The organism is Streptomyces sp. NPDC048825 (genome assembly GCF_043198355.1).
Lineage (GTDB): Bacteria > Actinomycetota > Actinomycetes > Streptomycetales > Streptomycetaceae > Streptomyces > Streptomyces xiangluensis.
Genome location: NZ_JBICUR010000013.1, coordinates 1 through 26,963, shown reverse-complemented (window position 1 = coordinate 26,963; position 26,963 = coordinate 1). Strand labels below are relative to the sequence as shown.

General features: G+C 68.8%; 26 protein-coding genes and 1 rRNA gene. 15 read left to right on the top strand and 12 right to left on the bottom strand.

Annotation, left to right across the window (positions count from 1 at the left end; all coding sequences use genetic code 11):
• The first annotated feature begins 169 nt into the window (after nt 1-169).
• Entirely contained in the window at nt 170-1,723 is a 1,554-nt protein-coding gene (locus ACGFNK_RS28705; RefSeq protein ID WP_393420471.1) for an FAD-binding oxidoreductase, read from the top strand.
• Between the two features lie 15 nt (nt 1,724-1,738).
• On the opposite strand, the gene ACGFNK_RS28700 is transcribed toward ACGFNK_RS28705, so the two are convergent.
• The 5 genes from ACGFNK_RS28700 to ACGFNK_RS28680 form a co-directional block, all read right to left on the bottom strand.
• Nucleotides 1,739-2,461, bottom strand: coding sequence for a phosphatase PAP2 family protein (locus tag ACGFNK_RS28700; RefSeq protein ID WP_393420469.1), 723 nt, complete (start codon nt 2,459-2,461; stop codon nt 1,739-1,741).
• 264 nt (nt 2,462-2,725) lie between these two features.
• Entirely contained in the window at nt 2,726-3,670 is a 945-nt protein-coding gene (locus ACGFNK_RS28695; RefSeq protein ID WP_393420849.1) for an NlpC/P60 family protein, read from the bottom strand.
• Nucleotides 3,671-3,783: 113 nt separating this feature from the next.
• A complete protein-coding gene (locus tag ACGFNK_RS28690) occupies nt 3,784-5,490 on the bottom strand; it encodes a serine/threonine-protein kinase (protein WP_393420467.1) in 1,707 nt (568 codons plus the stop codon).
• 184 nt (nt 5,491-5,674) lie between these two features.
• Nucleotides 5,675-6,292 carry a Uma2 family endonuclease gene (locus ACGFNK_RS28685; protein WP_393420465.1) on the bottom strand — a complete coding sequence of 206 codons (618 nt, stop codon included), beginning with the start codon at nt 6,290-6,292 and terminating at the stop codon, nt 5,675-5,677.
• Nucleotides 6,293-6,499: 207 nt separating this feature from the next.
• Nucleotides 6,500-6,943 (bottom strand): ATP-binding protein, encoded by a 444-nt coding sequence (locus ACGFNK_RS28680; RefSeq protein ID WP_393420463.1) that lies wholly within the window; start codon nt 6,941-6,943, stop codon nt 6,500-6,502.
• Between the two features lie 215 nt (nt 6,944-7,158).
• Here ACGFNK_RS28680 and ACGFNK_RS28675 point away from each other — a divergent pair, with 215 nt between their 5' ends.
• Genes ACGFNK_RS28675 through ACGFNK_RS28665 form a run of 3 tightly spaced genes read left to right on the top strand, consistent with a single transcriptional unit; the run spans nt 7,159 to nt 8,481 of the window.
• Nucleotides 7,159-8,004, top strand: a complete 846-nt coding sequence (locus ACGFNK_RS28675) for a helix-turn-helix domain-containing protein (protein ID WP_393420461.1) — start codon at nt 7,159-7,161, stop codon at nt 8,002-8,004.
• 8 nt (nt 8,005-8,012) lie between these two features.
• Nucleotides 8,013-8,207 carry a DUF397 domain-containing protein gene (locus ACGFNK_RS28670; protein ID WP_393420459.1) on the top strand — a complete coding sequence of 65 codons (195 nt, stop codon included), beginning with the start codon at nt 8,013-8,015 and terminating at the stop codon, nt 8,205-8,207.
• Entirely contained in the window at nt 8,200-8,481 is a 282-nt protein-coding gene (locus tag ACGFNK_RS28665; RefSeq protein WP_393420457.1) for a DUF397 domain-containing protein, read from the top strand. Before ACGFNK_RS28670 ends, ACGFNK_RS28665 begins: the two co-directional genes overlap by 8 nt.
• A gap of 141 nt (nt 8,482-8,622) precedes the next feature.
• Here ACGFNK_RS28665 and ACGFNK_RS28660 read toward each other — a convergent pair whose 3' ends face one another.
• From ACGFNK_RS28660 to ACGFNK_RS28640, 5 genes are all read right to left on the bottom strand, one after another.
• On the bottom strand, nt 8,623-9,558 hold the full coding sequence (locus ACGFNK_RS28660) for an RNA polymerase sigma-70 factor (protein WP_393420455.1): 936 nt from the start codon (nt 9,556-9,558) through the stop codon (nt 8,623-8,625).
• A complete protein-coding gene (locus tag ACGFNK_RS28655; protein ID WP_393420453.1) occupies nt 9,555-10,760 on the bottom strand; it encodes an NAD(P)/FAD-dependent oxidoreductase in 1,206 nt (401 codons plus the stop codon). Before ACGFNK_RS28655 ends, ACGFNK_RS28660 begins: the two co-directional genes overlap by 4 nt.
• A 118-nt stretch (nt 10,761-10,878) precedes the next feature.
• Entirely contained in the window at nt 10,879-12,126 is a 1,248-nt protein-coding gene (locus ACGFNK_RS28650; RefSeq protein ID WP_393420451.1) for a PQQ-binding-like beta-propeller repeat protein, read from the bottom strand.
• Nucleotides 12,127-12,367: 241 nt separating this feature from the next.
• A complete protein-coding gene (locus ACGFNK_RS28645; protein ID WP_393420449.1) occupies nt 12,368-13,018 on the bottom strand; it encodes an SRPBCC family protein in 651 nt (216 codons plus the stop codon).
• Nucleotides 13,015-13,416, bottom strand: coding sequence for an ArsR/SmtB family transcription factor (locus ACGFNK_RS28640; RefSeq protein WP_393420447.1), 402 nt, complete (start codon nt 13,414-13,416; stop codon nt 13,015-13,017). The genes ACGFNK_RS28645 and ACGFNK_RS28640 overlap by 4 nt, the downstream gene beginning before the upstream one ends.
• Before the next feature lie 263 nt (nt 13,417-13,679).
• Here ACGFNK_RS28640 and ACGFNK_RS28635 point away from each other — a divergent pair, with 263 nt between their 5' ends.
• From ACGFNK_RS28635 to ACGFNK_RS28605, 7 genes are all read left to right on the top strand, one after another.
• Nucleotides 13,680-14,474, top strand: coding sequence for an SGNH/GDSL hydrolase family protein (locus ACGFNK_RS28635; RefSeq protein ID WP_393420445.1), 795 nt, complete (start codon nt 13,680-13,682; stop codon nt 14,472-14,474).
• A gap of 448 nt (nt 14,475-14,922) precedes the next feature.
• Complete coding sequence (locus ACGFNK_RS28630) at nt 14,923-15,231, top strand: hypothetical protein (protein WP_033328619.1); 309 nt, start codon at nt 14,923-14,925, stop codon at nt 15,229-15,231.
• Nucleotides 15,232-15,426: 195 nt separating this feature from the next.
• Entirely contained in the window at nt 15,427-16,266 is an 840-nt protein-coding gene (locus ACGFNK_RS28625; RefSeq protein WP_393420443.1) for a hypothetical protein, read from the top strand.
• The gene (locus ACGFNK_RS28620) at nt 16,256-17,605 is read left to right on the top strand and encodes a hypothetical protein (RefSeq protein ID WP_393420441.1); all 1,350 of its coding nucleotides are present in this window, start codon (nt 16,256-16,258) and stop codon (nt 17,603-17,605) included. The genes ACGFNK_RS28625 and ACGFNK_RS28620 overlap by 11 nt, the downstream gene beginning before the upstream one ends.
• Nucleotides 17,602-19,161 carry an SCO6880 family protein gene (locus ACGFNK_RS28615; protein WP_393420439.1) on the top strand — a complete coding sequence of 520 codons (1,560 nt, stop codon included), beginning with the start codon at nt 17,602-17,604 and terminating at the stop codon, nt 19,159-19,161. The genes ACGFNK_RS28620 and ACGFNK_RS28615 overlap by 4 nt, the downstream gene beginning before the upstream one ends.
• Before the next feature lie 6 nt (nt 19,162-19,167).
• Entirely contained in the window at nt 19,168-20,592 is a 1,425-nt protein-coding gene (locus ACGFNK_RS28610; RefSeq protein WP_386353927.1) for an ATP-binding protein, read from the top strand.
• Between the two features lie 16 nt (nt 20,593-20,608).
• Nucleotides 20,609-22,429, top strand: a complete 1,821-nt coding sequence (locus ACGFNK_RS28605) for a TraM recognition domain-containing protein (protein WP_393420437.1) — start codon at nt 20,609-20,611, stop codon at nt 22,427-22,429.
• Between the two features lie 13 nt (nt 22,430-22,442).
• Here the strand turns inward: ACGFNK_RS28605 and ACGFNK_RS28600 are convergent, their stop codons facing one another.
• On the bottom strand, nt 22,443-22,991 hold the full coding sequence (locus ACGFNK_RS28600; RefSeq protein WP_393420435.1) for a GNAT family N-acetyltransferase: 549 nt from the start codon (nt 22,989-22,991) through the stop codon (nt 22,443-22,445).
• 94 nt (nt 22,992-23,085) lie between these two features.
• Between ACGFNK_RS28600 and ACGFNK_RS28595 the strand changes: the two genes are divergently transcribed.
• From ACGFNK_RS28595 to ACGFNK_RS28580, 4 genes are read left to right on the top strand one after another with little or no spacing between them, the layout of a single operon-like run.
• Nucleotides 23,086-24,063 (top strand): ATP-binding cassette domain-containing protein, encoded by a 978-nt coding sequence (locus ACGFNK_RS28595; RefSeq protein ID WP_393420433.1) that lies wholly within the window; start codon nt 23,086-23,088, stop codon nt 24,061-24,063.
• A complete protein-coding gene (locus ACGFNK_RS28590) occupies nt 24,060-24,833 on the top strand; it encodes an ABC transporter permease (RefSeq protein WP_393420431.1) in 774 nt (257 codons plus the stop codon). The genes ACGFNK_RS28595 and ACGFNK_RS28590 overlap by 4 nt, the downstream gene beginning before the upstream one ends.
• Before the next feature lie 10 nt (nt 24,834-24,843).
• On the top strand, nt 24,844-26,151 hold the full coding sequence (locus tag ACGFNK_RS28585; RefSeq protein ID WP_393420429.1) for a sensor histidine kinase: 1,308 nt from the start codon (nt 24,844-24,846) through the stop codon (nt 26,149-26,151).
• Nucleotides 26,148-26,813, top strand: coding sequence for a response regulator (locus ACGFNK_RS28580; RefSeq protein ID WP_393420427.1), 666 nt, complete (start codon nt 26,148-26,150; stop codon nt 26,811-26,813). The genes ACGFNK_RS28585 and ACGFNK_RS28580 overlap by 4 nt, the downstream gene beginning before the upstream one ends.
• Nucleotides 26,814-26,878: 65 nt before the next feature.
• Here ACGFNK_RS28580 and rrf read toward each other — a convergent pair.
• Nucleotides 26,879-26,963, bottom strand: a 5S ribosomal RNA gene (gene rrf, locus ACGFNK_RS28575); the annotation flags it as partial.

Sequence of the window (26,963 nt, the reverse complement as noted above, 5' to 3'; positions counted from 1 at the left end):
CACGTGAGGGTTTCCGCACCTCCCCGCATCCTGGTCAACGTACGGGTAAGCCGCTCGCGTCTCGCCGCCCCTCTCCCCAAGTCTCGCTCACCTCCCGATCACCGGCAGGAGATGGAACCCTCAACTCCGCAAGCCCGTCTCGTTCCACGTGAAACCACGGGAGGCACTCATGCGACGGCGTACGTTCGTAGGCGGAGGCACCGCGGCCCTCGCCGCCGCGGTCACCGCCGGGTGCAGCGGCAGCGGCTCCGAGCCGCAGACCACCGAGGGGGCGCGCACGTCAAGTACGCCGATCGGGACAAAGAGCGGGGCCGTCGCGGCCGGCCTGGCGGGCCTCGCCGAGGATCTGGACGGCAACCTGGTCCGGCCGGGCGACGAGGCCTGGGCAGCCGCCCGCCAGCTCTACAACACGCGCTTCGACTCGCTGAAGCCGACGGCCGTCGCCTACGTCGCCCACGCGAACGACGTCCGTACGACGCTGGCGTACGCCCGTGCCCACAAGGTCCCCGTCGCCATCCGCAACGGCGGCCATTCCTACGCCGGCTGGTCCTCGGGCAATGGTCGCCTCATCGTCGACGTATCGAAGATCGCCAAAGTCCGGGCCTCGGGCAATGAGGCGGTCATCGGCGCGGGCGCCAAGCTGATCGACGTCTACCGCGCGCTCGCCGCGAAGGGCGTCACGATCCCGGCCGGCTCATGCCCGAGCGTCGGCGTCTCGGGCCTCACGCTCGGCGGCGGCCACGGCGTGGTCTCGCGCGCGTACGGCCTGACCTGCGACAGCCTCACCGGGGCCATGCTGATCAGCGCCGACGGGAAGGAGCTGACGGCCGACGCGGACGAGAACAAGGACCTCTTCTGGGCGCTGCGCGGCGCGGGCAACGGCAACTTCGGCGTGGTCACCGAGCTGCGTTTCCGCACCCACCCGGCCCCGCAGGCGGTCACCGCGAATCTGACCTGGCCCTGGTCCCGGGCCGCCGCCGTGCTCGCGGCCTGGCAGGAGTGGGGCCCGGACCAGCCCGACGAGATCTGGTCCTCGCTCCACCTCGCGAACACGGCCGGCGCCGCCCCCACCGTCTCCATCTCCGCCTTCTCCCTCGGCACCCACGCCGAGCTGCAGAACGCGGTGGACCGCCTGGTCGACCGGATCGGCGCCCAGCCCGGCAACGCCTCGCTCCGGCGCCGCTCGTACGAGGAGTCGATGGAGGTGTACGCGGGCTGCTCGTCCTTCTCGTCCGACGCCCAGTGCCATCTGCCCGGCACGACCCCCGGCCGCTCCCCCGAGGGCGCGCTGGGCCGCGAGACGTACGCCGCCCGCTCGGACTTCTTCGACCGCGCGATCTCGACGACGGGCATCCAGACGATGCTGAACCAGATCGAGTCGGTACGAGGCGGCGCCGGCACCATCCAGCTGACGGCGCTCGGCGGCGAGATCAACCGCGTGGCCCCCACGGCGACGGCCTTCGTGCACCGCCGCTCCCGCCTGCTGGCCCAGTACATCGCGTCCTGGCGCGCGGGGACCTCCGGTTCGGCGGCCCAGTCCTGGCTGGGCGAAGCCCACGCCGCGATGAGGCGCCACGCTTCGGGGGCGGCGTACCAGAACTACACGGACTCGACGCTCAAGGACTGGCGTACGGCGTACTACGGGCCGACGGCGAACCGGCTGGCGAAGCTCAAGAGGCGATACGACCCGGACGGCTTCTTCGCTTACCCGCAGGCGCTGTAGGGCCCCTATGCCGAACTACGCCGCGAGGTCCCGCTCCTCCGCATCGGCCTCGGCTTCGGGCCTGGTCCCGGATATCACGTGCTCGTCCCCCTCATCAGGGTCATCAGGGGAGGTCCCGCGAGCCCGGATCACCCACCCCGCCCGAGCCGACTGCTCAGCAGCCCGCGTCACCGGCGTCAGCAGCGCCATGGCGAGCGGCGAGAGCAGCAGCACGACCGCCGTCCCCAGGGCAAAGCCACCGATGACGTCGGTCGGGTAGTGCACACCCATGTAGACCCGGAGGAAGCCCTCGACCAGCGCCAGCCCGAGCCCCAGCAGCCCGAACTTCCGGTTCGCGATGAACAACCCGACAGCCATCGCCATGGTGAGCGCCGCATGATCGCTCACGAACGAGTAGTCGGTCTTGCCGCCGATGAGGACCTCGAGTCCCTCGTGCTCACGGAAGGGCCGGGGCCGCTCCACAAAGCCCCGTATCGGCACGTTCACCAGCACCGCGATACCGGCCGCGAGCGGCGCCCACATCAGCGCGGCCACGGAGGAGGCGGCGTCCTCGCCACCCCGCCGCCGTACGGTCCACCAGCAGCCCAGCACCAGCAGCACCATGGCGAGCAGGATCCCCCACTCACCCACGAATTTCATGATCCCGTCGAACCAGCCGGGGGCGTCCTTGGCAAGTCCGTTGATGTCGTAGAGCAAGTCGACGTCGGGGTTCGACCCGGATTCGGCGAGTCCAGCCATGGTGCAGCGGCCCCTTCGTCATGATCTTCGTCGTGCATTCGAGCGCAGCTCCTCGATGAGCTGCGCCATCAACCCCCGTGGTCGGCTACGTCGTACGTCACTCGTGCGTCAGTCGTACGTCCATGGAACGCATGGTCCCCTTCTCTACGTTCCACAGTCCACCGAATGATCACGCAGACGTTATCGAAGCGAGACACATTCTCGCAGCTCAGAGGCTGATGAGAGAGCGACTGTAACAGGCAGTAACGGAAGGATCCGGCCAGATCACACCGACGTGGGCAACGCTTTCGCGCCATCCTCGGTGACCCGGGTCGCTCCGAAGTAGTCGGGCGTATCGATCGGGTCGAACCGGATCACGGCGCCGGGTCGCGGCGCGTTGATCATGTATCCGCCGCCCACGTAAATGCCCACATGCCGGATGGCCCGGGAATTGGTGAGGTCGTCGGAGAAGAACACCAGGTCACCCGGCAGCAGTTCCTCCCGCTTCGGGTGCGGCCCGGCGTTGTACTGATCGTTGGCGACCCGAGGCAGCTCGATCCCCACACTCTCGTACGCGGCCTTCGTCAGCCCCGAACAGTCGAAGCGTCCGCCCTGGTCAGCGGTACCGTTCCCGCCCCACAGATACAGCGTCCCGAGCTTCTTCTGCGCGTAGCCGATCGCCCCGGCCGCCTGCTGCGAGGGCTGCACCCGGCCGACGGGCGCGGCGAAGCTGTCCTGCAGCGTGGTGATCGTCTTGACGTAGTTCTGCGTCTCTTTGTACGGCGGAACACCCCCGTACTTGATGACGGCGTACGCCCCCGCGTTGTACGCGGCGAGCATGTTCTTCGTCGGGTCGCCGGGCGCGTCCTTCACGTACGAGGCGAGTTTGCAGTCGTACGAAGCGGCCGACGGAATCGCGTCATTCGGGTCCCAGATGTCACGGTCCCCGTCTCCGTCACCGTCGATGCCGTGGGTGGCCCAGGTGCCGGGGATGAACTGGGCGATGCCGCGCGCGTCGGCTTGGCTGGTGACGTCAGGATCCCAGCCGCTCTCCTGGTAGAGCTGAGCGGCGAGCAGCGCGGGGTTGATGGCGGGGCACAGGTTTCCCCACTTCTGAACCAATGCCTGGTACGCCCCCGGCACGGCCCCCTTGGCGAGCCCGACACTCCCCTTGCCCACACCGTTGGCAAGGTTTCCAGCCACGATGTACACCCCGACGACGAGCAGCATCACGAGGCTCAGCCCGAGCCCGACCGCGATGCCACTGGCCACCCACACTTTTCGCACGGCTCAACCCTCCCCCATGTCGGAGCAGTTCAAGGACATTTCCAGCGAGTATGGCGTCAATTCGCCGCTGTGAAACCGGCGCACAGGATGCTCGAGTAGTCATCGGGGGCCCGGACGTGGTGGAACTGCACGGTCCAGTCGCCGGGGTCGTTGGCAAGGGGGATGGCGGGTCTCAACTCGCGGCCGCCGACCAGCCAGGTGCGGAAGTCGTCGGGGTACGTGACGTACTTCCACTTGGTCGGACCGCCGCCCCCGTAGAGGTCGACCGGCTTACTGGTGTAGCCCACGTTCGGGTTGGCGCTGAGTAGCCCCTCGACGGGTTTTCCGGTGCTCGGATCGATGTCGTGGGGCGGCTTGACGCTGATGGCGACGTAGAACGGCTCTTTGCCGGCCTCGGCGGACAGCGCCATGTCGGCGAACCCGATCTGCACCTTGTCCTTGAACGTGACGGTAGCCGGGTCCTTGGGCCCCGGGTCGTCAGGATCGGCGACGGAGTGCAGGAACTTCTCACTCGGCCGCTCTTCGTACGGCAGGTTGCACTGCCCCTTCGCCGAGTCCCAGAGGTTGCGGTCAGGCTTGTCCTCCGCGTAAGCGGGCGCGCCGCCCTTCCCCGATCCGGACGACGGCGAACTGGCCGTAGACGTAGGCGACTTGTCGGCGCTTGCGCTGCTGTCGCCACTGTCGCCGCCCTTGTCATTCCCCCGCGGGATCAGGAAGGCCGCCCCGACCCCCACCACGAGGCCCACCGCCACAGCGATCATCCAGGGCCGGGTACGGCGACGCGCCGGCTGGGAGAGCTGGGTGGGCGTGTATCCGTAGGCACTCGGGGCTGAGGCCGTCGGCAACTCGTGCGATCCCAGGGGCGGGACAGCCGGAGCCGGCGGAACGCCCTGAGGCGGCGTCTGCGGCACCGCTTCCCCGAGCTCCGCGATCCTCCCGTAGAAAGGGTCCTCGACCAGCGCCGCCCGCACTCCGCACCGCGCGATGACCTCGGCGAGAGGGGGCCGCGCCGCCGGGTCCTTGGCGACGCAGGCCTCGACGAGCTGCGCCAACTGCGGTTCCACGCCCACGAGATCGATGGGTTCGTGGACGGCTCGATAGCTCACCCCGGCGGGCTCCCCCATGCCGAACGGTGGCCGCCCGGTCGCCGCGTACGCGAGTGTCGCGCCGAGCGCGAACACGTCGGCCGCCGACCCGACGTCGTTGCGTATCAACACCTCGGGAGCGGTGAAACCGGGCGTGCCGGGCGCGGACCCCGCCTCGGTGAGCGCCGTCTGCCCGGCACCCCGCGCGATTCCGAAGTCGATGAGCTGCGGCCCCTGGGCCGCGAGGATGACGTTCTGCGGCTTGAGGTCCCGGTGCGTGACGCCGTGTTCGTGCACCGCCGCGAGACCTTCCGCGAGCGCGGCGAACAGCCCTCGGCATGTCTCCGGCGGCAGCGGCCCGCGCGCGGCGACGGCTCCGCTGAGCGTCGGGCCCGACACGTACTCGGTGGCGAGCCAGTAGGGCGCGGCATCCAGCGACGCGTCGATGAGATTCGCCGTGTACGCACTCCGCACCGCCCGCGCGGTCTCCACCTCACGCCGGAACCGGGCCAGCGCCTCCGGGTGATCGGTGATCTCTTCACGGATCACCTTCAACGCCACGAGCCGCCCACCCGGCGACCTGCCGAGATACACCTGCCCCATGCCGCCTGCGCCGAGCCGGGCGAGCAACGTGTACGCGCCTATGTGCGCAGGATCCCGATCTTTGAGTGCATCCACCGAACTGACCTTGCCATAAGGGTCAGTTCACCGTCGCCCTCCACCCAACGATTTACCGGGTCCACGGGTCCGCAGTCTCGCGGTAGCGCACGAGGGCTTCGCTGCCGAACGGGGGAGGTCAGTCTGGACCAGCCAGGTGCGAGGATTCATGGCCCGGTCTGACGAACACCTGTGAACCGCGGCGCTACGCGTCGGAGGCCCGCCCGGACCGCGGCGAAGTGCCATACACAGGGAAATGATCCGTGGCGACCTCGAATCCGAGGGGCGCGGGAAGCGGCACCGGTTCCCCGAACTTACCCGGCCGCACGTCCTGATAGGCGCCGTTGTCCGGGCGAGTGTGCAGAGCCCAGGTGCCCTTGCGGGGGTCGATGACGAGGAGAACAGGCACGCGCGAGACCGCGTACCAGTCGGCCTTGTCCCTGATCTCGCGGGACTTCTCGGAACTGGAGATGACCTCGACAGCGAGCGCCGCGTCCTCGGGGACGGCCAGCCAGTCGTCGTCGTCCATCCAGTCCAGAGGCAGGACGATCAGGTCTGGCGTGACGTAGTCGTCCGGGTCTTCCGGTAGGGCGATCGAGGACATCTCGAACGCTCCGAGCCCCTCGGGAAGAACCCCGTCGAGCTGCTGACGCAGCTGCCACACAACACCCGCGTGCTTCCCACGCGGAGTAGGGGACATCACGAGCTTTCCTCCCACAATCTGCACACGCAGACCCGTAGCGCCCTCGATCTTCTCGGCGATCTCACGCAGATTCCCCGGGCGGGGGCGCGGGTACATCCAGGCGCCCGGCGATACCGACATGGCTCGCTGCCTCCGTCTCTCCACGTCTGCGGCTGCGCGAGCGGGGTCGATGGGAGGTCCGACGTCCCGCTCGGCGTCGAATCCACCGTACTGTGCGGCCCCTTCCACCGCCTCGGCTTCACCGCCCACACGCGTGCACGCGGCCCTCCTGAGCCGATCCCCAAGCTGTGTCACGCCACCTTCCTTTCACTCTCCGAGTACACGCCATCACCGTAGGGCATCGCACTGACACTCGGCCCACAGCAGCTTGCCGCCCTCGGTGCCGCCCAATTCGGGTGGCGCGGAGGCTCCCCACGCGTCGGCGCAGGCCCGTACCAGTTGCAGGCCGCGGCCGTTCTCCGCGTCTGCGGCGGCTTGCGTAGGTGCGTCGGTTGTGTCGCCGAAGCCGGGTGGGAGTCTCGGGTCGGAGTCCCATACGGCTACGTAGAGCCGGTCGGGTTCGGAGGAGCGGATACGGAGGGCGTACGGGCCCTTGGTGTGAAGGTGGGCGTTGGTGAGGAGTTCGGAGGCCAGCAGCTCGGCGGTGGAGGTGAGTTCGGTGAGGTCGTGCGCGGCGAGGACCGTACGGAGAGTTGCGCGGGCGACACCCGGTGCGCGTGGATCGTGCGGGAGTTGGAGGGTGTAGGACCAGGGCGAGGATACGGTTGCCATCGGAAGTCTCCTGGTTCGGAGGGAAGTTGGGTGGTTTGGGGTGAGGGTTCGTTACGTTGCCCAGTGACCGCGGCCGCTCCGTCGAGCGGGGTGCTTCTGGGTGGAGGCGCCGAGTTATAAGCTAGCGGCATCCATGTAACGCATTACACGATTCCTCTTAAATCCATGAGACACCACCCGTGTGGGTGACCCGCAACGAGGAGGCGGACAAGCCCGTGAGAAGCAATCCGACGGGTCGTCAACTCCGCTTGGGCGTGGAGCTGCGCAAGCTTCGAGAGCGCGCGGGGCTGAATGCCACCGAGGCCGGTCAACTGCTCGGCGTCAAGCAAAACCAGATCAGCAACATGGAGGCCGGACGCGCGGGCGTGAGCCCTGAGCGGGTACGCACCATGGCCTGCCAGTACGAATGCTCGGACAAGGCACTGATCGAAGCCATCGTCGGGATGATCAGCGACCGCAAGCGCGGATGGTGGGAGCAGTACCGTGAAATCCTGCCGAGCCCGCTACTCGACCTCGCCGAACTGGAGCACCACGCCCAGTCGTTGCGCACCACTGTCACGGCACGCATCCCCGGCCTGCTCCAGACCGTCGACCACGCCCGCGAGATCTTCCGCCAAGGTGTCACGGAGCTCTCCCCGCCGGACATCGAGCACCGCATCTCGTTCCGCGTCAAGCGCCAGGCCGTGCTGTACAGGGATGACCCCACCCCGTACGAGGCGATCATCCACGAGGCAGCCCTGAGGATGAAGGTCGGCGGTTCGTCGGTTTCCCGACAGCAGCTCAAGCATCTGCTCGACGCAAGCGAGCGGGAGCACATCACCTTGCGTGCCATCACGTTCGACGCCGGCGCCTACCCCGGGTCAGGCCAGTCCATCTTCTACGCACACGGCCCAGTACCAGAACTCGACACAGTCCACCTGGACCAGTCCCACGGCCTCAAGTTCCTGGATGCCGAGTCCCAACTGCGCAAGTACCGGACCCTCTTCGAGCGACTCCATGCCGTCGCTCTCGCACCCGACAAGACCCGAGACCTGATCCTCGCCGTCATCCATGACCTATAGGAGCTCCCATGAGTGCGTACGCCTGGCAGAAGTCGACCTACTGCTCCGAGGGCGACTCCTGCGTCCACGTCGCCGCACGGGCAGGAACGGTCCATCTCACCGAAAGCAGCGACCCCACCGAAGCGATACTCGGAACTACCCCAACCGCCTTCTCCGCCCTCCTCCACAGCCTCAAGCACAAGGAAGAAACCCACCGTGGCTGACATCCCCTCGAACCTCGACTGGGTCCGCGCCGCACCCGAGGACGCCGAGGGCCCCGGCCCCTGGATCGAGATCGCCTTCGGCGAGGGAGACGACGGCGAAGCCCCCGTCTACATCCGCGAAACGAACGACCCGGACAACGTCGTCACAACCAACCGCCGCAAGTGGGACGCCTTCGTACTGGGCGTACAGGCAGGCGAGTTCGACCACTTCGTGGAGGGCATCCAAGACGCGGAGGACATCACATCGCCGCCTGGGGCTCCGTCACAGCAGTGACGGATCAACCTCAGCGATTGCGACTGGGAGGGCAAGCCAGCCGACTGCTCGGCTCGGGAGCGTCGGTTCGCGATGGACCGCGGACACCCTTGCGGGCCGGCCTTCGGCTGCCAGGCCGAGGGCGGATCCCGCTTCCGGGGCTCAGTGCGTGCCGACGCCGTGAGTGGTGCCGTCGGCGATGGCCTGGAGTTTGTCGGGATTGGCGACGTTGTGGATGGTGGTGATACGGCCGTCGGCGTCGAAGTCGAAGGTGACTGTGGCGATCACGCGGCCCGGTCGGCCCGGCCCGCTGAACACCATGCCCGGGCCGCCGTTGATCTCGACCAGTTCGGCGTTCATGTCGGCGGGCTCGATGCCCTGGTAGGTGACGGTGCCGATGGCCGCGAACCAGGCAGCCACCGTCTGGGCGCCCACAACCGGACGCAGGGCCTGGCGGACCTTGCCGCCGCCGTCGGTCCACAGGGTGACGTCCGGGGACAGCAGCTCCATCAGGGCGTTGACGTCACCGCCGGTCGCGGCGGCGAAGAACCGTTCGGTGACCTCGCGCTGCCGTGAGCGGTCCGCGGTGAAACGCGGCCGCCGGGCCCGTACGTGCTCACGAGCGCGGTGTGCCGCCTGCCGCACCGCGGGCTCGGAACGCTCCACCGCCTCGGCGATTTCGGCATGGCTGAAGCCGAAGACCTCCTTCAGCACGAACACCGCGCGCTCGAGCGGGCTCAGCGTCTCCAGCACCACCAGCATCGCCATCGACACCGACTCGGCGTCCATGACGGTGTCGGCGGTGTCGCCGCTGGTGAGGATGGGCTCCGGAAGCCAGGGGCCCACGTAGGTCTCGCGCTTGTGCCGGGTGGAGCGCAGCCGTGCCAGGGCCAGGTTCGACACGATCCGCGTCAGGTATGCCTTGGGGTCGGCCACCTGCGAGCGCTCGGCGGCCGACCACTTGATCCAGGCGTCCTGGACCACGTCCTCGGCATCGGCCGCGGTGCCGAGGACGCGGTAGGCCACCGAGAACAGCAGGTTGCGGTGCTCGTGGAACACCTGCTGGTCGGGGTCGGAGTCGCGGTAGGGATGGGTCACCGGGCGCTCCGGATCCGGGTGAAGCGGCCGCCACGCGGCCAGAACGCGCCCGAGGCGGGCATCTTCTTCATACGGCCGAAGGTCGGCCAGGGCGCGGCACTCACCGTCTCCTTGTACCAGGCAGCCTTACGGCCCGTCAGATGAATTTTCCGGGGACTGTCGTCGGGGCGGGTGAACTGCACGACCGCGTCATGCCGGCCCAGGCTCACCGGCGTGTGGTAGTAGCCGAAGCGGAACGGCTTGGGCTGCTTGCCCTTCAGCGTGCGGACGATCGACACCGCGGCGTGCACACCGGTCGGCATCCCGCCCTGGCAGGTGCCGTGCATGACGCCGTAGCCCTGGCGGATCGCGGCCGCGTCACCGACGGCGTACACATCGGGGTGTGACACCGACCGCAGCGCGGTGTCGGTGATGATGCGGCCGCGCTCGTCGACGGCCAGACCGGCGGCGGCCGCCAGCGGTGACACCCTCGTACCACTCGTCCACAGGACGGCGTCGGCGGCGACGCTCTCCCCGCCCGCCAGCTCGACCGAACCGGGCAGCACCTTCACCACCTCGACCCCGCTGCGCACCGCCACGCCCAGCCGGTCGAGGGCGGACTGCAGGTACGCCTTCGCCTTCGAGGTCAGGGCCGAACCGGGCTCGGCCCGGCCCAGCAGTACGACGTTCAGCTCCGGGTGCCGCTCGGCGATCTCCGCGGCCGCCTCGACGCCGGTCAGTCCGCTGCCGGCGATCACCGCCGTGCCGCTGCCGAGCCGGGCCAGCCGGTCGGCCAGCACGTCGGCGTCCTGCGCACTGCCGAGGGTGTACGCGTGGTCCTCGGCGCCCGGCACCGCCGCCGTGTCGGCCACGCTGCCCAATCCGTACACGAGCGTGTCGTAGTGCAGGACCCGGTCGTCGTCGACCCGCACCGTCTTCGCGTCCGCGTCCACCGCCGTCACCCAGCCCCGCACGAACTGCGCACCCGTGCCCTGAAGCAACTCCGGGATGTTCAACTCGGCGAGCTGCTGCCCAGTCGCCGTCATGTGCAGCCGCAGCCGCTCGGTGAACCGATCCTGGGCATTCACCAGGGTCACCTGCACGTCCTCGCACCGCTCGACCCGAGCCGCGAGCTGGATGGCCGCGGACATGCCCGCGTAACCCGCCCCCAGGATCAGAACACGGTGTGTGGTCGTCCTGCCGGCTTCCTTCTGTGCGCTCATCGTTCCGCCCTTCTCCGCTCACTGACGACCACTGGATGCAAGCAGTCGGCCCGTCCGTGACATGAGGTCGATGTGATGCGCGACACAGTCTGCTCGGTGGCGGTCCCGCCTCCCTGTTTCAGACGGCCGGCAGCGCGTACAGCCGCTTGGCGTGCATCGCAGCCAGCCGCTTGCCCGCCGGGACCACGTACCACTTCTGGCTCTCACCGGTGTTGTCGTTGTACGTCCAGCGCAACTTCCCGGTCGTCGCGTCGAAGGCGTGCACGCCGCCGTTCTTGTCGTGCTCGGTCGCGCCGTACAGCGTGCCGCCCGCCTTGGCGAACTGCCACGCCTCCGCAGCCTTGCCCACCAGGTCCTTGTTGTGCCAGATCTGCTTGCCCGTACCGGGGTTCACCGCCCACATGCCGAACGCGCTGTCGGAGGCGTAGAGCACCCCGTCCAGGACCTGCGGATCGTTGAACCAGGTGGCCTTCTCATTGGCCAGCGACCAGCGTTCCGTGCCCGTGGCCAGCGCGAACGCCCGCAGCCGCTGCCCGTCCGGCACGATCAACAGGTCCTCGTGCACGGCGAAACGGTAGTAGTTGGACCTGCCGATCTTCTTCGTCCAGAGCTGCCGGCCCGTCGTCGTGTCGCGGACGGTCACGTTCTTCCGGAAATCCGTGTACGCGAGGCGCCTGCCGACGACCGTGGCGGTGATGCCGAACTCCTCGGTCCCCGTGTCCCGCTTTTCACGCCAGGCGATCTTGCCGGAGGTGGTGTCGATCGCGGCGATCACGTTGGTCGGCGACGTGAGGTCCTCCTCCAGGATCCCGGCGAGGACGTAGACGTGTCGGTCGTCGGCCGCGATGGGGCGCGGCTGCTCGTACTCCTTGCCCAGGCGGCTGCGCCAGGTCTCCTTGCCCGTGGCCGGATCGAGGCCCACGACGTCGCCGTCGTACTCGGCGCTGGCGAGATAGAGCGTCCCGCCGCCGGTGATCAGCTTGGCGCCGGGAATGGCGACGCCCGGCCGTGACCACTTCTCCTTGCCGCTGACGACATCGCGCCCCACCAGCGGGTCACCCGACACCACGACTGTGTCGCCGAACACCGCGAGCGCGTGGATCCCGGCCAGGTTCTCGTTGGTTGTCTTCTGCTGCCACAGCGGCTTGGGCGCGGTGCCCGGGGGCGGGGTGGTGAAGGTGTCACCGCCCTTGTCGGTGGCACCGCCCTTGTCTCCGCCAGGAGTTGTGCCGCCGCCCGACGCGCTCGTGTCCTCCTCGGGGGTGCACCCCCATGCGCCTGCCCCCAGCACGGCCAGCCCTAGCCCCGTCCCGGCCAGCCTGAGCGCCTGCCTGCGCGACACCGCGTGCTCGTCACGTATACCCATGTCGGTTCCCCGTCCCCGTTGTGCCCGGATGTTGCTGACGCCCCCTCGGACGTCTCGAGCCCGGTCAGGCTAGCCGTCACTTTTCGGCCAGTCGTCGGGCGGTACGCAACCGGGACGCGTCCGTGAAACTCCTGTCACACAAGATCAGCGACTCATGGCACTCGCGTAAGCGCTGCCCGGCATTGACGAATCGTCACCGCGGCTTGGACGAGGTTGCTCTCATCTACCGGCCCGCCCCGCTTCAGGCCTCCGGCGGCATCTCCGCCCCGGTGTACGCGGCAGTCGTCGCGTCAGCCGCCGCCCGAGCCGTAGCCGGGTCCTCGCCGGAGGCCACATTCGCCTCGTACCAGCCCTCGCTGCTCAGCTCGACGAAGCGCTTGCCCTCATCGGACATGACCCAGGCTTCAGCCTCCTCGTGATCCACAGGCCGACCAGAGGACAGATGCAGATACAGGCCCATGACCATCAGGTCCCAGCCGACGCCGACCGCGCCGGGCCCGTACTCCGGCCACTTCGTGTCGTCGTCGACGTGCGCGATGTGGTCGACCTCGAAGCGCGTCCGGCCGTCCGTCTCCGGCGTGAGCCGCAGCTCGATCCAGCTGACGCTCTGCTCCCACTCCCACGTGGCGGCGAAACCCTTGGGCGGGTCACAGCGCTCGATCGTGCCGTGCGCGTTGCCGTGCAGCTGGTACTGGCCGCCCAGGGTCAGGTCACCGGAGACGGGCATGAGCCAGCGCGGGATGCGCTCGGCGTTGGTACACGCGTCCCAGACGTCCTCGATGTCCGAGTCGTACGTCTGACTGATGGTCACGACGCGTGCCTCGCCGGCCTTGAAGATGCGCTTGCCGACCTGGCGCCGTACGGCATTGATCTGCTGGGTGACGTCGATCATGGCTCGCTCCTGGGAGGGGGTACGTGTTCACTGGAATCGTCGGTATCGCTGGATCCGCCGGCGTCCAGGCGGAGACGCCGCTCGCGCTTGCCCCGGGCGAGTTCGGTGGCCAGGGCCTCGAGCGGCGGAGTCCAGAACCGCCGGAAACGGTCCAGCCACGCGTCGATGTCGCGAAGCGGCTCCGAGTCCACCGCGTAGAGCCGCCGGGTGCCTTCCGGCCGCACGGTGGCGAACCCGTTCTCCCGCAACACCTTGAGATGCTGCGAGACACCGGGCTGCGATATCCCGAACTCCCGCCGGATGACCTCGCTGACTTCCCCCGAGCTCATCTCCCCATCGGCGAGAAGCTCGAGAATCCGCCGCCGCACGGGATCTCCGAGCACATCGAACGCATGCATACGCAGCAATGTATCACCATCCACTTATATAAGCGCGGGCTGACAGAAGAGGGCGCCCCTCCAGGGGCGCGGGGAACCGCGCGACAAGCCACAACGAACCCGCAGCCGCGACACGCATGTCACCCCCACCCCCTAGCGGAGCCCGGAGGCGGCAGCCCCCGTTTCGGGAAGGGGCGGGGTCAGGGAAAGAGACCCCCCACCAGCAGACCGCACAGAGAACGTCACATTGACGCCAGACTCGCCCGAGCCCCAGGCTCAACCCCATGACCCCGCACCCCTACACCCGCTACGTAGCCATAGGCGACAGCCAAACCGAGGGCATCGGCGACGGCGACGAGGCACGCGGGTACCGAGGCTGGGCAGACCGCCTCGCGGAGCTCCTGACGGAAGGTCAACCAGACCTCACGTACGCCAATCTCGCCGTACGCGGCAAGGTGACCGCCCAGATCAAGGCGGAGCAGCTCGCCCCGGCCCTCGCCCTGAAGCCGGACCTGGTGACGGTCGTGGCAGGCATGAACGACCTGCTCCGCCCCGGCTTCGACGCCGACCGCGTCATGACAGACATCGAGGAGATGTTCGCGCGCCTCACCGAGTCGGGCGCCCAGGTAGCCACCGTCACCTACCCCGACCTGGGCAAGCTCTCGCCACTCGCACGCCGCGCACTCCCCCGCATCGTCGACCTCAACACCCGCCTGCGCGCCGCCGCGGAACGCCATGGCGTCGCCGTACTGGACGTGTTCCCGCACCCGGTCACGACCGACCCACGCCTCTGGAGCCAGGACCGCATCCACGCCGGACCGCTGGGCCACGCCCGGATCGCCTCGGGCATGGCCCACACCCTCGGCCTGCCGGGTCACGAGAACTGGTCCGCCCCGCTGCCTCCACTCGCCCCCGTCCCCACGCTGCGCACCCTGAGCGCAGACGCCGTCTGGGCGATGGGCTTCCTCGGCCCGTGGCTCTGGCGGCGACTGAGGGGCCGCTCCTCGGGAGACGGACGTACGGCCAAACGCCCCGAACTGACCCCATGGACGGACCAGGCCACGAACCCCCGCCCCTGACACCCCGACAGCTCCCCCGCCTCCACCCCGAGATAGCCTTCGCGAAGGCCGAACGGGCGGCGTCTACACACCAGGAGACGGAACGACCCGGAGGGCATCGCCTCGACGGACCGGCGCACATGGGACGTGAGCGGGCTCACGGTGGCGGGGCGGAGTGGGCGGCCGTCGCGTAGAAGGGGTCAACGACGGAACCACACCACAGGTTCCGGTACTACTTCATTGCCCGGCGTGACCTGCCGTGATACACAGAGTGACTGTACGTCTACTTGCATACTGCCCCACGCCCCGCAGGGGTTCCCGAGGGCCGACGGCAAGCGGTACGTACGAAACCCGCCAATCAATGACGCCAAGTCGACATACGACAGCGTCTTTGTCGGCGACAATGAGGCCTGACCTCTGCGCAGAGCGGCAGGGGATGCGGAACTACCGACAAGGGGCGGTGACTTACATGTTCTTTGCAGCCGAAGAAGGCGACATCACCACGATCATCGGCGGAATCGCCCCGGACTGGGGCCCCTTCGGCGACTTGGGCAACGAAGCACGGGTGATGATCGAAGTTGTGATGGCGGTCGCCATCCTGCTCTGCCTCGGCATCGCGATCTGGGGCGCGGCGAAGCAGCGTATCGGCGCAACGGCCCTCCGCGACACCTTCAGCGCCGAACAGGGCAAGGGCCTCATCATCGCGGGCCTCACCGGGGTCTTCATCATCGGCTCCCTGGGCACGCTGTTCACCATCGTGTACGGAATGGCCGTGTAGGCCGGCGCCGGCCCGCCCTCCAGACCCGGCCGGGCACGCCCGGTTCCCTCTAACCCACCCGTCCGACGTGCCCACCGGCTGAGGTTGCGTTTCCCTGATGTCGAGTCACCACACCGCGCCCGCGAAGGAAGCAGCGCGGCTACCGTCGTACTACGACTACGCGGTCCAGCACGAGGTTGAGGGGGCGTACGCGGCATGAGTCTCGGCGACGAGCACGGTTCGCGCGGCGACGACGGCGGGTACGGAGGCTCCGGCCAGACCCGCACCCGGTACCCCGACAGCGCCGGCGACGTCTACGGCGGCGCACGCCGCGGCGGCCGTTCGTCCTCCCGCAGCCTCATCACGGTCGTGGGCGTGGTGGTACTCCTGATCGCGGCCATCGCCTTCGCGAACCGTGGTGGCGGTGATTCCGGATCGTCGGACGGGGGCGAGGAGAGAGCCGATGCGGCCCCTACGGCCGCGTCCGGCGAGCAGCCCGTTGAGACGAAGGCCGGGGGGATTCCCACCGGTTACGCGCATGACGAGCAGGGAGCACAGAGTGCTGCGGCGAACTATGCGGCCGCGCTGGGCTCCGACGGCATGTTCAACGCCTCCAAGCGGCGCGAGATCGTGAAGACCATCGCAGATCCCAGCGCCCTGGATCAGCTCCAGTCCGGATTCGACGCCGACTACTCAGCGGCCCTCCTCAAGAGGATCGGCCTGAACGAGGACGGCAACGCGCCCTCCGGAAGCACCTTCGTCAACCGCACGCTTCCCGCGGGCACCAAGGTCACGTCCTCCAGTGCCGACTCGGCCACCGTCGAGGTCTGGTGCAACGGCTTGTTCGGGCTCACCGGGGAGACCACCACCAACCCGGTGAGCAGCAGCTGGTTCACCGTGACCATGAAGCTGAACTGGAGCGGCGACGACTGGAAGGTCCTGGAGACCAGTCAGAAGACCGGTCCGACTCCTGTCAACGGCGACAACCCCATCTCCGGGGCCGGCGAGATCGGCAAGGCAGTCGAGGAGTTCGGAGGGTTCACGTATGCCAGGTAGCCCGCACCGCGTACTAAAGCTCACCGGCGTCGTAGCTGCCGTACAAACCGCAGCCGTGCTGCTGGCCTCGCACGCCTACGCCGCGCCAACCCCGACGCCAACACCGTCCGACGACCCCTGCGAGCTCATCGCCGGGCCCGCCAGGGAGTACTGCGAAGAAGAGGGCGGCTCCGGAGGAGGAGGCGGAGGAGGCGGCGGCTCCCTAACCGACCCCACCTCCACCCTCGACCCCCTCTCCTCCCTGGCCAAGGGCTGCGCCGACGCCGCCTCCTGGACCATCGACAAGCTCAGCGAGGCCGTCAAAGAAACAGCGAACGTCGACTTCACGAACCCCAAGTTCCTCCAGCAGTACGCAGTCGTCTTCGCGGCCTCCACGATCCTCACCCTCCTCCTCTGGCTGCTCGCGGTCGCCAAGCGGGCCGTCCGAGGCGTGCCCCTCACCACGGCCCTCTCCGAGGCAATCGGCTTCCTCTGGCTGACCGTCCTGGCCTCGGCCTTCACGCCGCTGATCCTCTACACGGTCGTCTCGGCAACCGACGGCGTATCAGAAGTCCTCGCCCAGAGCACCGGCAACCAGACGGACACCTTCTTCGGCAACTTCTCCGGCGCCCTGGAGAAGGGCGAGGACATCGGCGGCGGCCCGATCATGCTGATCGTCGTCTCCCTCGTGTCCATCCTCGCCGCGGGCGTCCTGTGGCTGGAGCTGGTCATCCGAGCCGCCCTGCTGTACGTGGGTGCGCTGCTCGGGACCGTCGTGTACGCGGGCCTGGTCGACAAGAACCTGTGGGGCCACGTCCGCCGCTGGGCGGGCATCATGATCGCGGTGATCCTGGTCAAGCCGGTGATCGTGATAGTGCTCGGCCTTGCGGGCGCACTGTCCGCCGAGGACGGACCGGACGCCTTCTCCGCCGTCGTCTCCGGCCTCGCCATCATCCTGCTGGCCATCTTCGCGAGCGCGATGATCTACCGCTTCGTACCGGGCTTCGGCGACGAGATCGCCAACTCCCGCAACAACCGCATCATGCAGGGCGCCGAAGGCAAGGCCGCGGCCGTCATCAGCTCCCCGGCGACCCTCGTCGCCCAGGGCATCAAGACGCACAGCACCCGCGCAGACAACAACGGCGGCGGTGGCGGAGGCAACAGCGGCGGCAGTGCCCGCCCCGCCAACGCGGCCTCCGCCGGCGTAGCCGCCCACAGCACCCGCCCGTCCTCCAACGGAGGCGGCGGATCGGTCCCGGCCGCCGCACCCCCGCCGCGCAACAGCCCGACGAACACCCCCCACGCCAGCAACACCCGCAACAGCAGCACTACCAACCGCTCGGGAGGTGAAGGGCGTTGACGACCGAGTCCCATGTGGCCCATCCGGTCACGCCCCGCCGTACATATCTGATCGGCCGCGCCCGGCCGAACGCGATCGTCGGCAAGAACCGGGAAACCGGCGAGATCGCGCTGATCATCGTGGGCGCGTTCCTCGGCATGATGTGCGGCCTGCTCGTCCCCGTCCTCTCCCTGCGCATCGTCCTGCTCGTGGGCTTCCCGATGGTGGCGCTGGCCGCGGTGTACGTGCCGTACAAGCGCCGTACGTTCTACAAGTGGTTCGAGATCAACCGCAGTTACAAGCGGACGCTCCGCAGGGGCACGACGTACCGCAGCAACGTCATGGAAGCCGGAACGCGCATCGACGGCCGTGAGATCGAGGTCGGCCCGCCACCGGGCATCGGACGCATTACGTGGCTGGCGGCACCCTTCGGCCCGGACGAGATCGCCGTCCTCCTGCACGCCGACCGGAAGACCGTCACGGCCGCGATCGAGATCGAGGGCCCGGGCGTCGGCCTGCGTGACTCCGAGGACCAGGAGGCCCTCGTCGACCGCTTCGGAGTGCTGCTCAAGCACGTAGCGAACGGCGACGGCTTCGTCACCCGCCTCCAGATGCTCGCCCGCACCCTCCCCGCCGACCCGGACGCCCACGCCAAGGACGTCGCCGTACGAGGAGACGAGCGCGCCCCCGGCTGGCTGCAGCGGTCGTACGACCAGCTCCAGTCCATGGTGTCCACCAGCAGCGAGCAGCACCGCGCCTACCTGGTCGCCTGCATGCACTACTCGCGCGAACTCGCCGCCGAGGCACACGCGATGGCCCGCGCGGCACGCGGCCAGGGTGGCAAGAAGCTGGACAAGGACGCGGGGCTCGCGGTTGTGATGGCGCGTGAGCTGACGGACATCTGCTCGCGGCTGCAGGAGGCCGACATCCGGGTGCGGCAACCGCTCGGGCAGGGGCGCTTGGCCTCCCTCGTCCACTCCATGTACGACCCCGACCACCCCATCGACCACATCCAGGCGATGACGAAGCGCAACGCCTGGCCGGCCGAGCTCGACGCCATGGAGCCGACGTACCTCCAGGCGAAGACCCGCGAGTCCTCCACCCGTGCGCCCTGGTGCCACGCCACGGCCTGGGTGAAGGAGTGGCCGATGACCCCGGTGGGCGTCAACTTCCTTGCCCCGCTGCTCGTCCACACCCCGGACGTCATCCGGACCGTGGCCGTCACAATGGACCTCGAACCCACCGAGATCGCCATCGAGCGGATGCTGACCGAGAAGACGAACGACGAGGCGGAGGCCAGCCGCCAGGCCAAGATGAACCGGACCGTCGACCCTCGCGACATCGCCTCGCACAACCGCCTCGACCAGCGCGGCGAGGACCTCGCGAGCGGCGCGGCCGGCGTCAACCTCGTCGGCTACATCACCGTCTCGTCCCGTAACCCCGAGGCACTCGCCCGCGACAAACGGACGATCCGCGCCTCGGCCGGCAAGTCGTATCTGAAAATCGAGTGGTGCGACCGCGAGCACCACCGCGCCTTCGTCAACACACTCCCGTTCGCGACCGGCATCCGGAGGTAGGACTCTATGCGGGACCCGCTGTCCGCCCTCACGGAAACCTTCACGTCCTTCCTGTTCGGCAAGGTCGAGACGACCCGGCTGCCGGTGCGCACCTCGACGGGCCAGGCCCAGGCGGTCTACCTCCCGACCGCCGCGCCCGGCCTCGGCGACTCCGGCGTCATCATCGGCCGCGAGGTGTACTCCGGGAAGGGCTACATCTACGACCCCTTCCAGCTGTACGGGCAGCAGCTCCCGGCCCCGCACTGGCTGGTGCTCGGCGAGTCCGGCAACGGCAAGTCGGCCCTGGAGAAGACGTACGTACTACGGCAGTTGAGGTTCCGCGACCGCCAGGTCGTCGTACTCGACGCACAGGGCGAGGACGGGGTGGGCGAATGGAACCTCATCGCCCAGGAGCTGGGTATAACTCCCATCCGGCTCGACCCGACGGCGGCCCTGGACATGGGAATCCGCCTCAACCCGCTCGACCCCGCGATCACCACGACGGGCCAGCTGGCCCTGCTCCGCACGATCATCGAGGTCGCGATGGGCCACGGCCTCGACGAGCGCTCGGGCTTCGCGCTGAAGGTCGCGCACGCGTATGTGAACGAGGCGATCACCACCCGCCAGCCGGTCCTGACCGACATCGTCGAGCAGCTGCGCCACCCCGAGCCGGAGTCGGCCGAAGCGATGAACGTCGCCCTGGACGACGTACGGGCCTGGGGTCTGGACGTGGCCCTGGTCCTGGACCGCCTGGTCGACGGTGACCTGCGCGGCATGTTCGACGGCCCGACAACGGTCGGCATCGATCTCGACGCCCCGCTCATCGTCTTCGACCTGTCCCACATCGACCGCAACTCCATCGCCATGCCGATCCTGATGGCCATCGTCGGCGTCTGGCTGGAGCACACCTGGATCCGCCCCGACCGGAAGAAGCGCATCTTCCTCGTCGAGGAGGCCTGGCATATCATCAACAGCCCGTTCGTGGCCCAGCTGTTCCAGCGGCTGCTGAAGTTCGGGCGGCGGCTCGGCCTGTCCTTCGTGGCGGTCGTCCACCATCTGTCCGACGTGGTGGACGGAGCCGCGGCGAAGGAGGCGGCGGCCATCCTGAAGATGGCGTCGACACGGACGATCTACGCCCAGAAGGCGGACGAGGCGAGAGCGACGGGCCGCGTCCTGGGCCTCCCACGCTGGGCGGTGGAGATCATCCCGTCCCTGACCCCCGGTATCGCGGTCTGGGACGTCAACGGCAACGTCCAGGTCGTCAAACACCTCATCACCGAGACCGAACGCCCCCTGGTCTTCACCGACCGCGCCATGACCGAGTCGTCCGCCCCCGACCTCTCGGACGACGCGCTACGCGCCGCCGAACTGGAGGCGGAGGAGCGAGCAGCGGCGTTCATGGAGCAACACCTGAGCGATCTCGACGACTCGTCCGAGTCCACGGTGGCGTAAGAGCGGCAGGGGCGAGATGAGACCGTACGACCGACACCGGGACCACGAACGGGGCGAACGGGCGGAGGGAGGCATCCCAGACGGCCTGTTGATCGGGGTACTCGCGTTCCTGCTCGGCATGGCCCTGCTGGTGTGGTCGGCAACAGGCCTGGCAGGCCTGTTCGACCACGGCTCCTGGCCCTCCAAAGTCACCTTCGCCCGTACGCCCCTGGCAATGCGCCACCTGATCCAGCACCCACACGACATCACGGGCGCCTGGCCGGAGACTCCGGAGAGCCAGCTGTCGGGGTACGGGCTGTTCTGGGGGCTGTTGATCGGCCAGCTGATGGTGCTGGTGGTGCTGACGGTGTTCGTGATGGGCACGGTGGCCAGGTGGCGGGCGGGAAGGGCTCGCCGACGCAAGGCCGCCGCGTACGGTGCGGGAGGTCTGGCTGGGGGTGCAGCTGGTTCGGGCGCCGTACCTGGGGATTCGGGGCTCCCGGCGGGCGGGGAGTACGGCTCGGGGGTTCTGCCTGAGGGCGGGGCTGGTTCGGGTGGTCGGCATGGGGTCGGTTCGGGAGGAGCGCCGGGCGTCGGCACCGGCACCGGCTTCCCAGCCGGGGGCGCGACCACTCCAGGGTTCCCGCCTACCGCCGGTATGGAAGTTCCGTCTGCGGGCGCCGCTGGCTCCGGCCATCCGTCTTCGGCCGACTCCGGCTCGGGTTTTCCCGCCGAAGGCTCGGCAGGCTCTGGGCTGTCGCACGCGGCAGGCTCCGACGCAGACCTTCGACCCTCGGGCGCCTACGCGCCCACTCCCCCCACAGCTTCCCTCTCCGCGGCGGGCCCGGCGGCGGAGCCGCCGTCCGGGACGGCTCCCTATGCAGCCGACGGTAAACGGGCGGGTGCCGGGGAAAAGCCCCCCGTCCCAGCCCCCCGCACCCCCCTCGTCCTCGGCCCCCCACAAACCCGCCATCCCCTGGCCACAGAGGCCGTACGAGACGCCGAGGGCCCCGCCCTCGTCATCACCTCCAGCCCCGCCCTCTGGTCGGACACCAAGGATGCCCGAGCAAAACTCGGCCCCGTCCTCCTCTACGACCCCTCCCACCTTTGCGACACCCCGGCCCGCCTCCACTGGTCCCCCTCAACCGGCTGCCAGGACAAGGACACCGCGAGGGCCAGGGCGGCAGCCCTGCTCGCCCCGGTCCGCCCCACCGCCAAAATGGACCAGGCAGTCGCAGACGTCGCGGAAACCCTCCTCCGCAGCTACCTCCACGCCGCCGCAACAGACGGCCGCGCCATCCGCCACCTCCACCGCTGGGCCCAGGGCACAGGCGTACAAGAAGCCGTACGCATCCTCCGTACGAACCCCAAGGCCGCCGCCGGCTCCGCAGGCGAACTCGAGGCCGCCCTCACCTCGTACCCCGAACGCCGCGACATCGCCCAGGAGTTGACGGCTCGCGCCCTCTCCTCCCTCTTCACAGTGAACGTCCGCGAGGCCTGCACCCCCAACCGAACTGACGCCCTCACCTTGGATTCCTTCGTCAACGAAGGGGGCACGCTTTATGTGGTGGGTGAACCCATCGAAGACCCCAAGGCGAACCCGGGCGCGATGCCACTTCTGACGGCCCTCGCCTCAAGCGTGGTCGAGCGCGGCCGGCGCATGGCCGAACGGTCATCCTCCGGTCGCCTCGACCCACCACTCACCCTCGTCCTGGACGACGTGGCCGCGGTAGCCCCTCTCCCCCAACTCCCGGACCTGCTCAGCACCGGAGCCGACCGAGGCATGCCCACCCTGGCCCTCCTCCGCTCCCGAGAACAGGCCCGCACCCGCTGGCCCAACCAGGAACTCCCCGCCTGAGACGGGCCTTCCCTCAGGGCCGCTTCATCACAAACTCCAGCTCCCGTGCCCCAGGATCCCCCGGCACCGGAACGCTCGCCCCCGACGGCACGAACCCGATCTTCCGGTAGAAGCCCTCGGCCCGCGCGTTCCGCTCATGCACGAACAACCGCACCCGCTCGACCGCGGCCGCCTCCCACGCCCACTCCAGCGCGTACGCGAAAAGCCGCTCGGTCAGCCCCCGCCCCCGCCACTCGGGCCGTACGAAAACCCCCACGAGATGCCCCTGCCGCACCTCGCTCACACCCCCGAGCGCCCCTTCCGCCCCCGCCTCCTCGACGAGCACAACCACCGACCCGACCCACCGCCCGTCGCTCTCCACGGCCACGAACTGCTGCCGCTCGAGCACCCCCTCTGCAGCCCCCGCCGCCCGCTCCCGCCAGAAACTGTCGGGCTTCGCCACGGCCTCCTCATACGTCTCGAGAAAGGCGAGATGCGCCACCGGGTCCTGCAGCCCGGCCAGCCGAAGCTCCTTCACCGCGGGCCACTCGTCGGCACGTATCGAACGGATGAGGGGCTTCATGAGGGTCACCGTAATACCGGGGTACTACGCCCCTCACCCGATATCCCGCCGCCGTCCGACGCCCCCGCGCCCTGCCCGCCCGAGCATCAGAGGCATGACGAGCACACACGGAACGACCGGAACCGGCGGAACGAGCGCACAGGGAATCACCGCCCACGGCCTGACCAAACGCTACGGCGACAAGACCGTCGTATCCGACCTGACCTTCGCCGTCCGGCCAGGCACCGTCACCGGCTTCCTCGGCCCCAACGGCGCCGGCAAGTCCACCACCATGCGAATGATCCTCGGCCTGGACACCCCGACCCACGGCCACGCAACGATCGGCGGCCGCCCGTACGCCGCCCACCGCGCACCCCTCAACGAGGTCGGCGCCCTCCTGGAGGCCCGTTCGGTCCACCCGGGCCGCACGGCGTACCACCACCTGACGGCCCTGGCCCTCACTCACGGCATCGCCAAAGGCCGCGTCGAGCACGTCCTGGACATCACCGGACTCACCGACGTGGCCCACCGCCGCGTCAAGGGTTTCTCCCTCGGCATGGGCCAACGCCTCGGCATCGCGGCCGCCCTCCTCGGCGACCCGGCCACCGTCATCCTCGACGAACCGGTCAACGGCCTCGACCCCGAGGGCGTCCTGTGGATCCGCAACCTCCTCAAGTCCCTCGCCGCGGAAGGCCGTACGGTCTTCATCTCCTCGCACCTGATGAGCGAAATGGCCCTCACGGCCGAGCACCTGATCATCATCGGCAAGGGCCGGCTGCTGGCCGACACGACCGTCGACGCCTTCGTACGCGCATCAGGAGCCGGAACCGTCAAGGTCGTCACCCCCGAAGCGGGCCTGCTCACCGAGCTGCTCGCCGCCCCGGACGTCGATGTCACCAGCTCGGCCCCCGGAACCCTGGAAGTCCGCGGCACGGACGCCGAACACATCGGCCGCACGGCCGCCGCCCACAGCATCCCGCTCTTCGAACTCACCCCGCAGGCGGCCTCGCTGGAGCAGGCCTTCATGGACCTGACCCGCGACTCGGTCGAGTTCAACGCCACTTTGGAAACCACTCACCTGGAGTCCGCATGACCACCTTCGCCGTCACCCCGAGCCGCGTCCTGCGCTCCGAATGGCACAAGCTGTGGACCGTCCGCTCCACCTGGATCACGCTGCTCGCCGTGTCCGTCGCGATCCTCGGTGTCGGCCTGACCATGGGCGCCACGTACGAGACCGGTGGCGGCGACGGAGATGTGGACACCGTCCTGATGCTCCTCTTCGGCTTCCAGATCGCCCAGATCATGATCGCGGTGCTCGGCGTCCTGTTCACCGCGGGCGAGTACTCGACGGGCATGATCCGCTCCACGCTCACCGCCGTACCGCGCAGGCTTCCGGTCCTGTGGGGAAAGGCCGCGGTCTTCGGCACGGTCTCGTTCGGCATCACCCTGATCTCGGTCCTGGTGACCTTCCCAGCCGCCCAGGCGCTGCTCTCCGGCACGGACAAGGAGCTGGCCCTCACCGCTCCGGGCGTCCTGACCACCCTGGTCTGCGCCTCCGCGGGGCTCGCCCTGCTCGGCCTGATCGCCCTCGGCCTGGGCGCAGTCGTGCGCTCGGTACCGGGCGGCATCGGCGCCTTCTTCGGGCTCGTGCTGATCGTGCCGGTGATCCTGGACATGCTGCCGTACGACACGATGCAGGACGTCCTGAAGTACTTTCCGGGCAAGGCCCTGGAGTCCCTGACCATGCTCCACCCGACACCGGACGCCTACCCGTCCGCCTGGGCCGCGCTCCTGGCGCTGGCACTGTGGGCCGGGGCGGCCCTGGGCGGGGCCTCGCTGCTCCTCAAGCGTCGCGACGCATGAGGATGTACAGGTGACGACCGAACCACAACCAGGCAGCACGAGCACGAACGCCCCGGACCACTCCGCTCAGGAGTGGTCCGCGGGCGCCCCGCCGCTCACCCAGCACATCCAGCGCATCCTGCAACGGATCAGGGACTTCGACCGACGGCACCCGCTGGTGTGGGACCTGCTCTTCACGGCCTTCTTCGTCATCGCGGCACTCATCGACTACGGGTCGGGAGGCTGGACCACGATCGCGAAGAACTCGAAAGTGCCGGCCGCCTTGATGCTGAGCATGACCCTCGGCCTGTCCCTGCCACTGCTGTGGCGGCGCCGGGCCCCCATGGCCGTTCTCTCCTTCATGTCGGCGGTCGCCTTGGTCAACTGCCTGACCGGCGCGATGCTGCAGGCTGCGCTGCTCATGCTGTTCGTGCTGTTCAACGTCGCCCTGCACAAACCCCTCAAGACACTGTGGTGGGCCTCGGCGCTGGTGCTCCTGCCCTTCGCTGCGGGCTCCATCCGCTACCCGGACGGCGCCTGGGACCGTGACCTCGTCCCTGCCTTCTGGTCCATCGCCCTCGTCGCCCTCCTCGGCATCGCCGTCCGCACCCGCCGCGACTACACCTCCTCGCTCATGGAGCGCGCCCAGCAGCTAGAGGTCGAACGCGACCAACAGGCCCAGCTCGCCGCTGCCGCGGAACGCACCCGCATCGCCCGCGAGATGCACGACATCATCGGCCACAACCTCTCCGTCATCACGGGCCTGGCCGACGGCGGCTCCTACGCGGCAGCCAAGTCCCCGGAGCGAGCCGCCCAAGCCCTGACGGCCATCGGCACCACCAGTCGCCAGGCCCTCGCGGAACTCCGCCGTCTCCTCGACGTCCTCCGCGAGCAGGCCCCCACCGCCGAACTGGCCCCCCAGCCGTCCCTCACCGACCTCGACCACCTCATCGACGGCGTACGCTCGGCCGGCCTCCCCGTACGCGTGAAGACCCAGGGCCGCGCGGCCCGCATCCCCGCCGGCACCCAGCTCACGGTTTACCGCGTCATCCAGGAGGCCCTCACGAATACCCTCAAACACGCAGGCCCGGACGCCACTTCACAGGTCTCCATCTCGTACGAGGACGAGGGCGCCGTCACGGTGACAGTCACCGACACCGGCCGCGGAGGCACCGCCCCGGACGGCGGCTCGGGCCGCGGCCTCACAGGAATGCGCGAGCGAACTGCCCTGTACGAAGGAACACTTGAGGCAGGCCCGCTACCGACCGGTGGCTGGCAGGTCCACCTCCGTCTCCCGGCCGTCCCGGCCCTCCCTGAACCGAAGGAAGCCACTCCGTGACGACCGTCCTCATCACCGACGACCAACCCCTCCAGCGCCTAGGCTTCCGCATGCTCCTGGAGAGCCAGGACGACATGACGGTGCTGGGAGAGGCGGGCAACGGCACGGAGGCGGTCCGCATGACGGCCGAACTCCATCCCGACGTCGTCCTCATGGACATCCGCATGCCAGGCCTCGACGGCATCGAGGCCACGCGCCGCATCGTCTCCTCCGGCAACCGCACCCGCATCCTCATCCTCACCACCTTCGACCTCGACGAGTACGCGTACGCCGGCCTGCGCGCAGGCGCCAGCGGCTTCCTCATCAAGGACGCACTCCCGGAAGAGCTGCTCGCGGGAATCAGGGCCGTAGCGACAGGGGACGCGGTGGTAGCCCCAAGCCTGACGCGGCGGCTCCTCGATGCATACGCCCAGCACTTGCCGTCCTCGGCACCGGACGACTCCTCACTGGACCCCCGACTGGCTGTACTGACGGAACGCGAACGAGAAATCCTCACGGTCATCGGCCAGGGCTGGACGAACGCCGAGATCTCCTCCCGCTTACATCTCGCAGAGTCGACGGTAAAGACGCACGTCAGCCGAATTCTCGCCAAGACGGGGGCGAGGGACCGGGTTCAGGCAGTGATCCTGGCATACGACACAAGGCTGGTGCGGCCGGCCTGAAACGCACGAGGGCCTGAAATGCAGAAAGCCCCACACCAAAAGGTGTGGGGCTTTCTTTACATTTAGTTCGGCGGTGTCCTACTCTCCCACAGGGTCCCCCCTGCAGTACCATCGGCGCTGTAAGGCTTAGCTTCCGGGTTCGGAATGTAA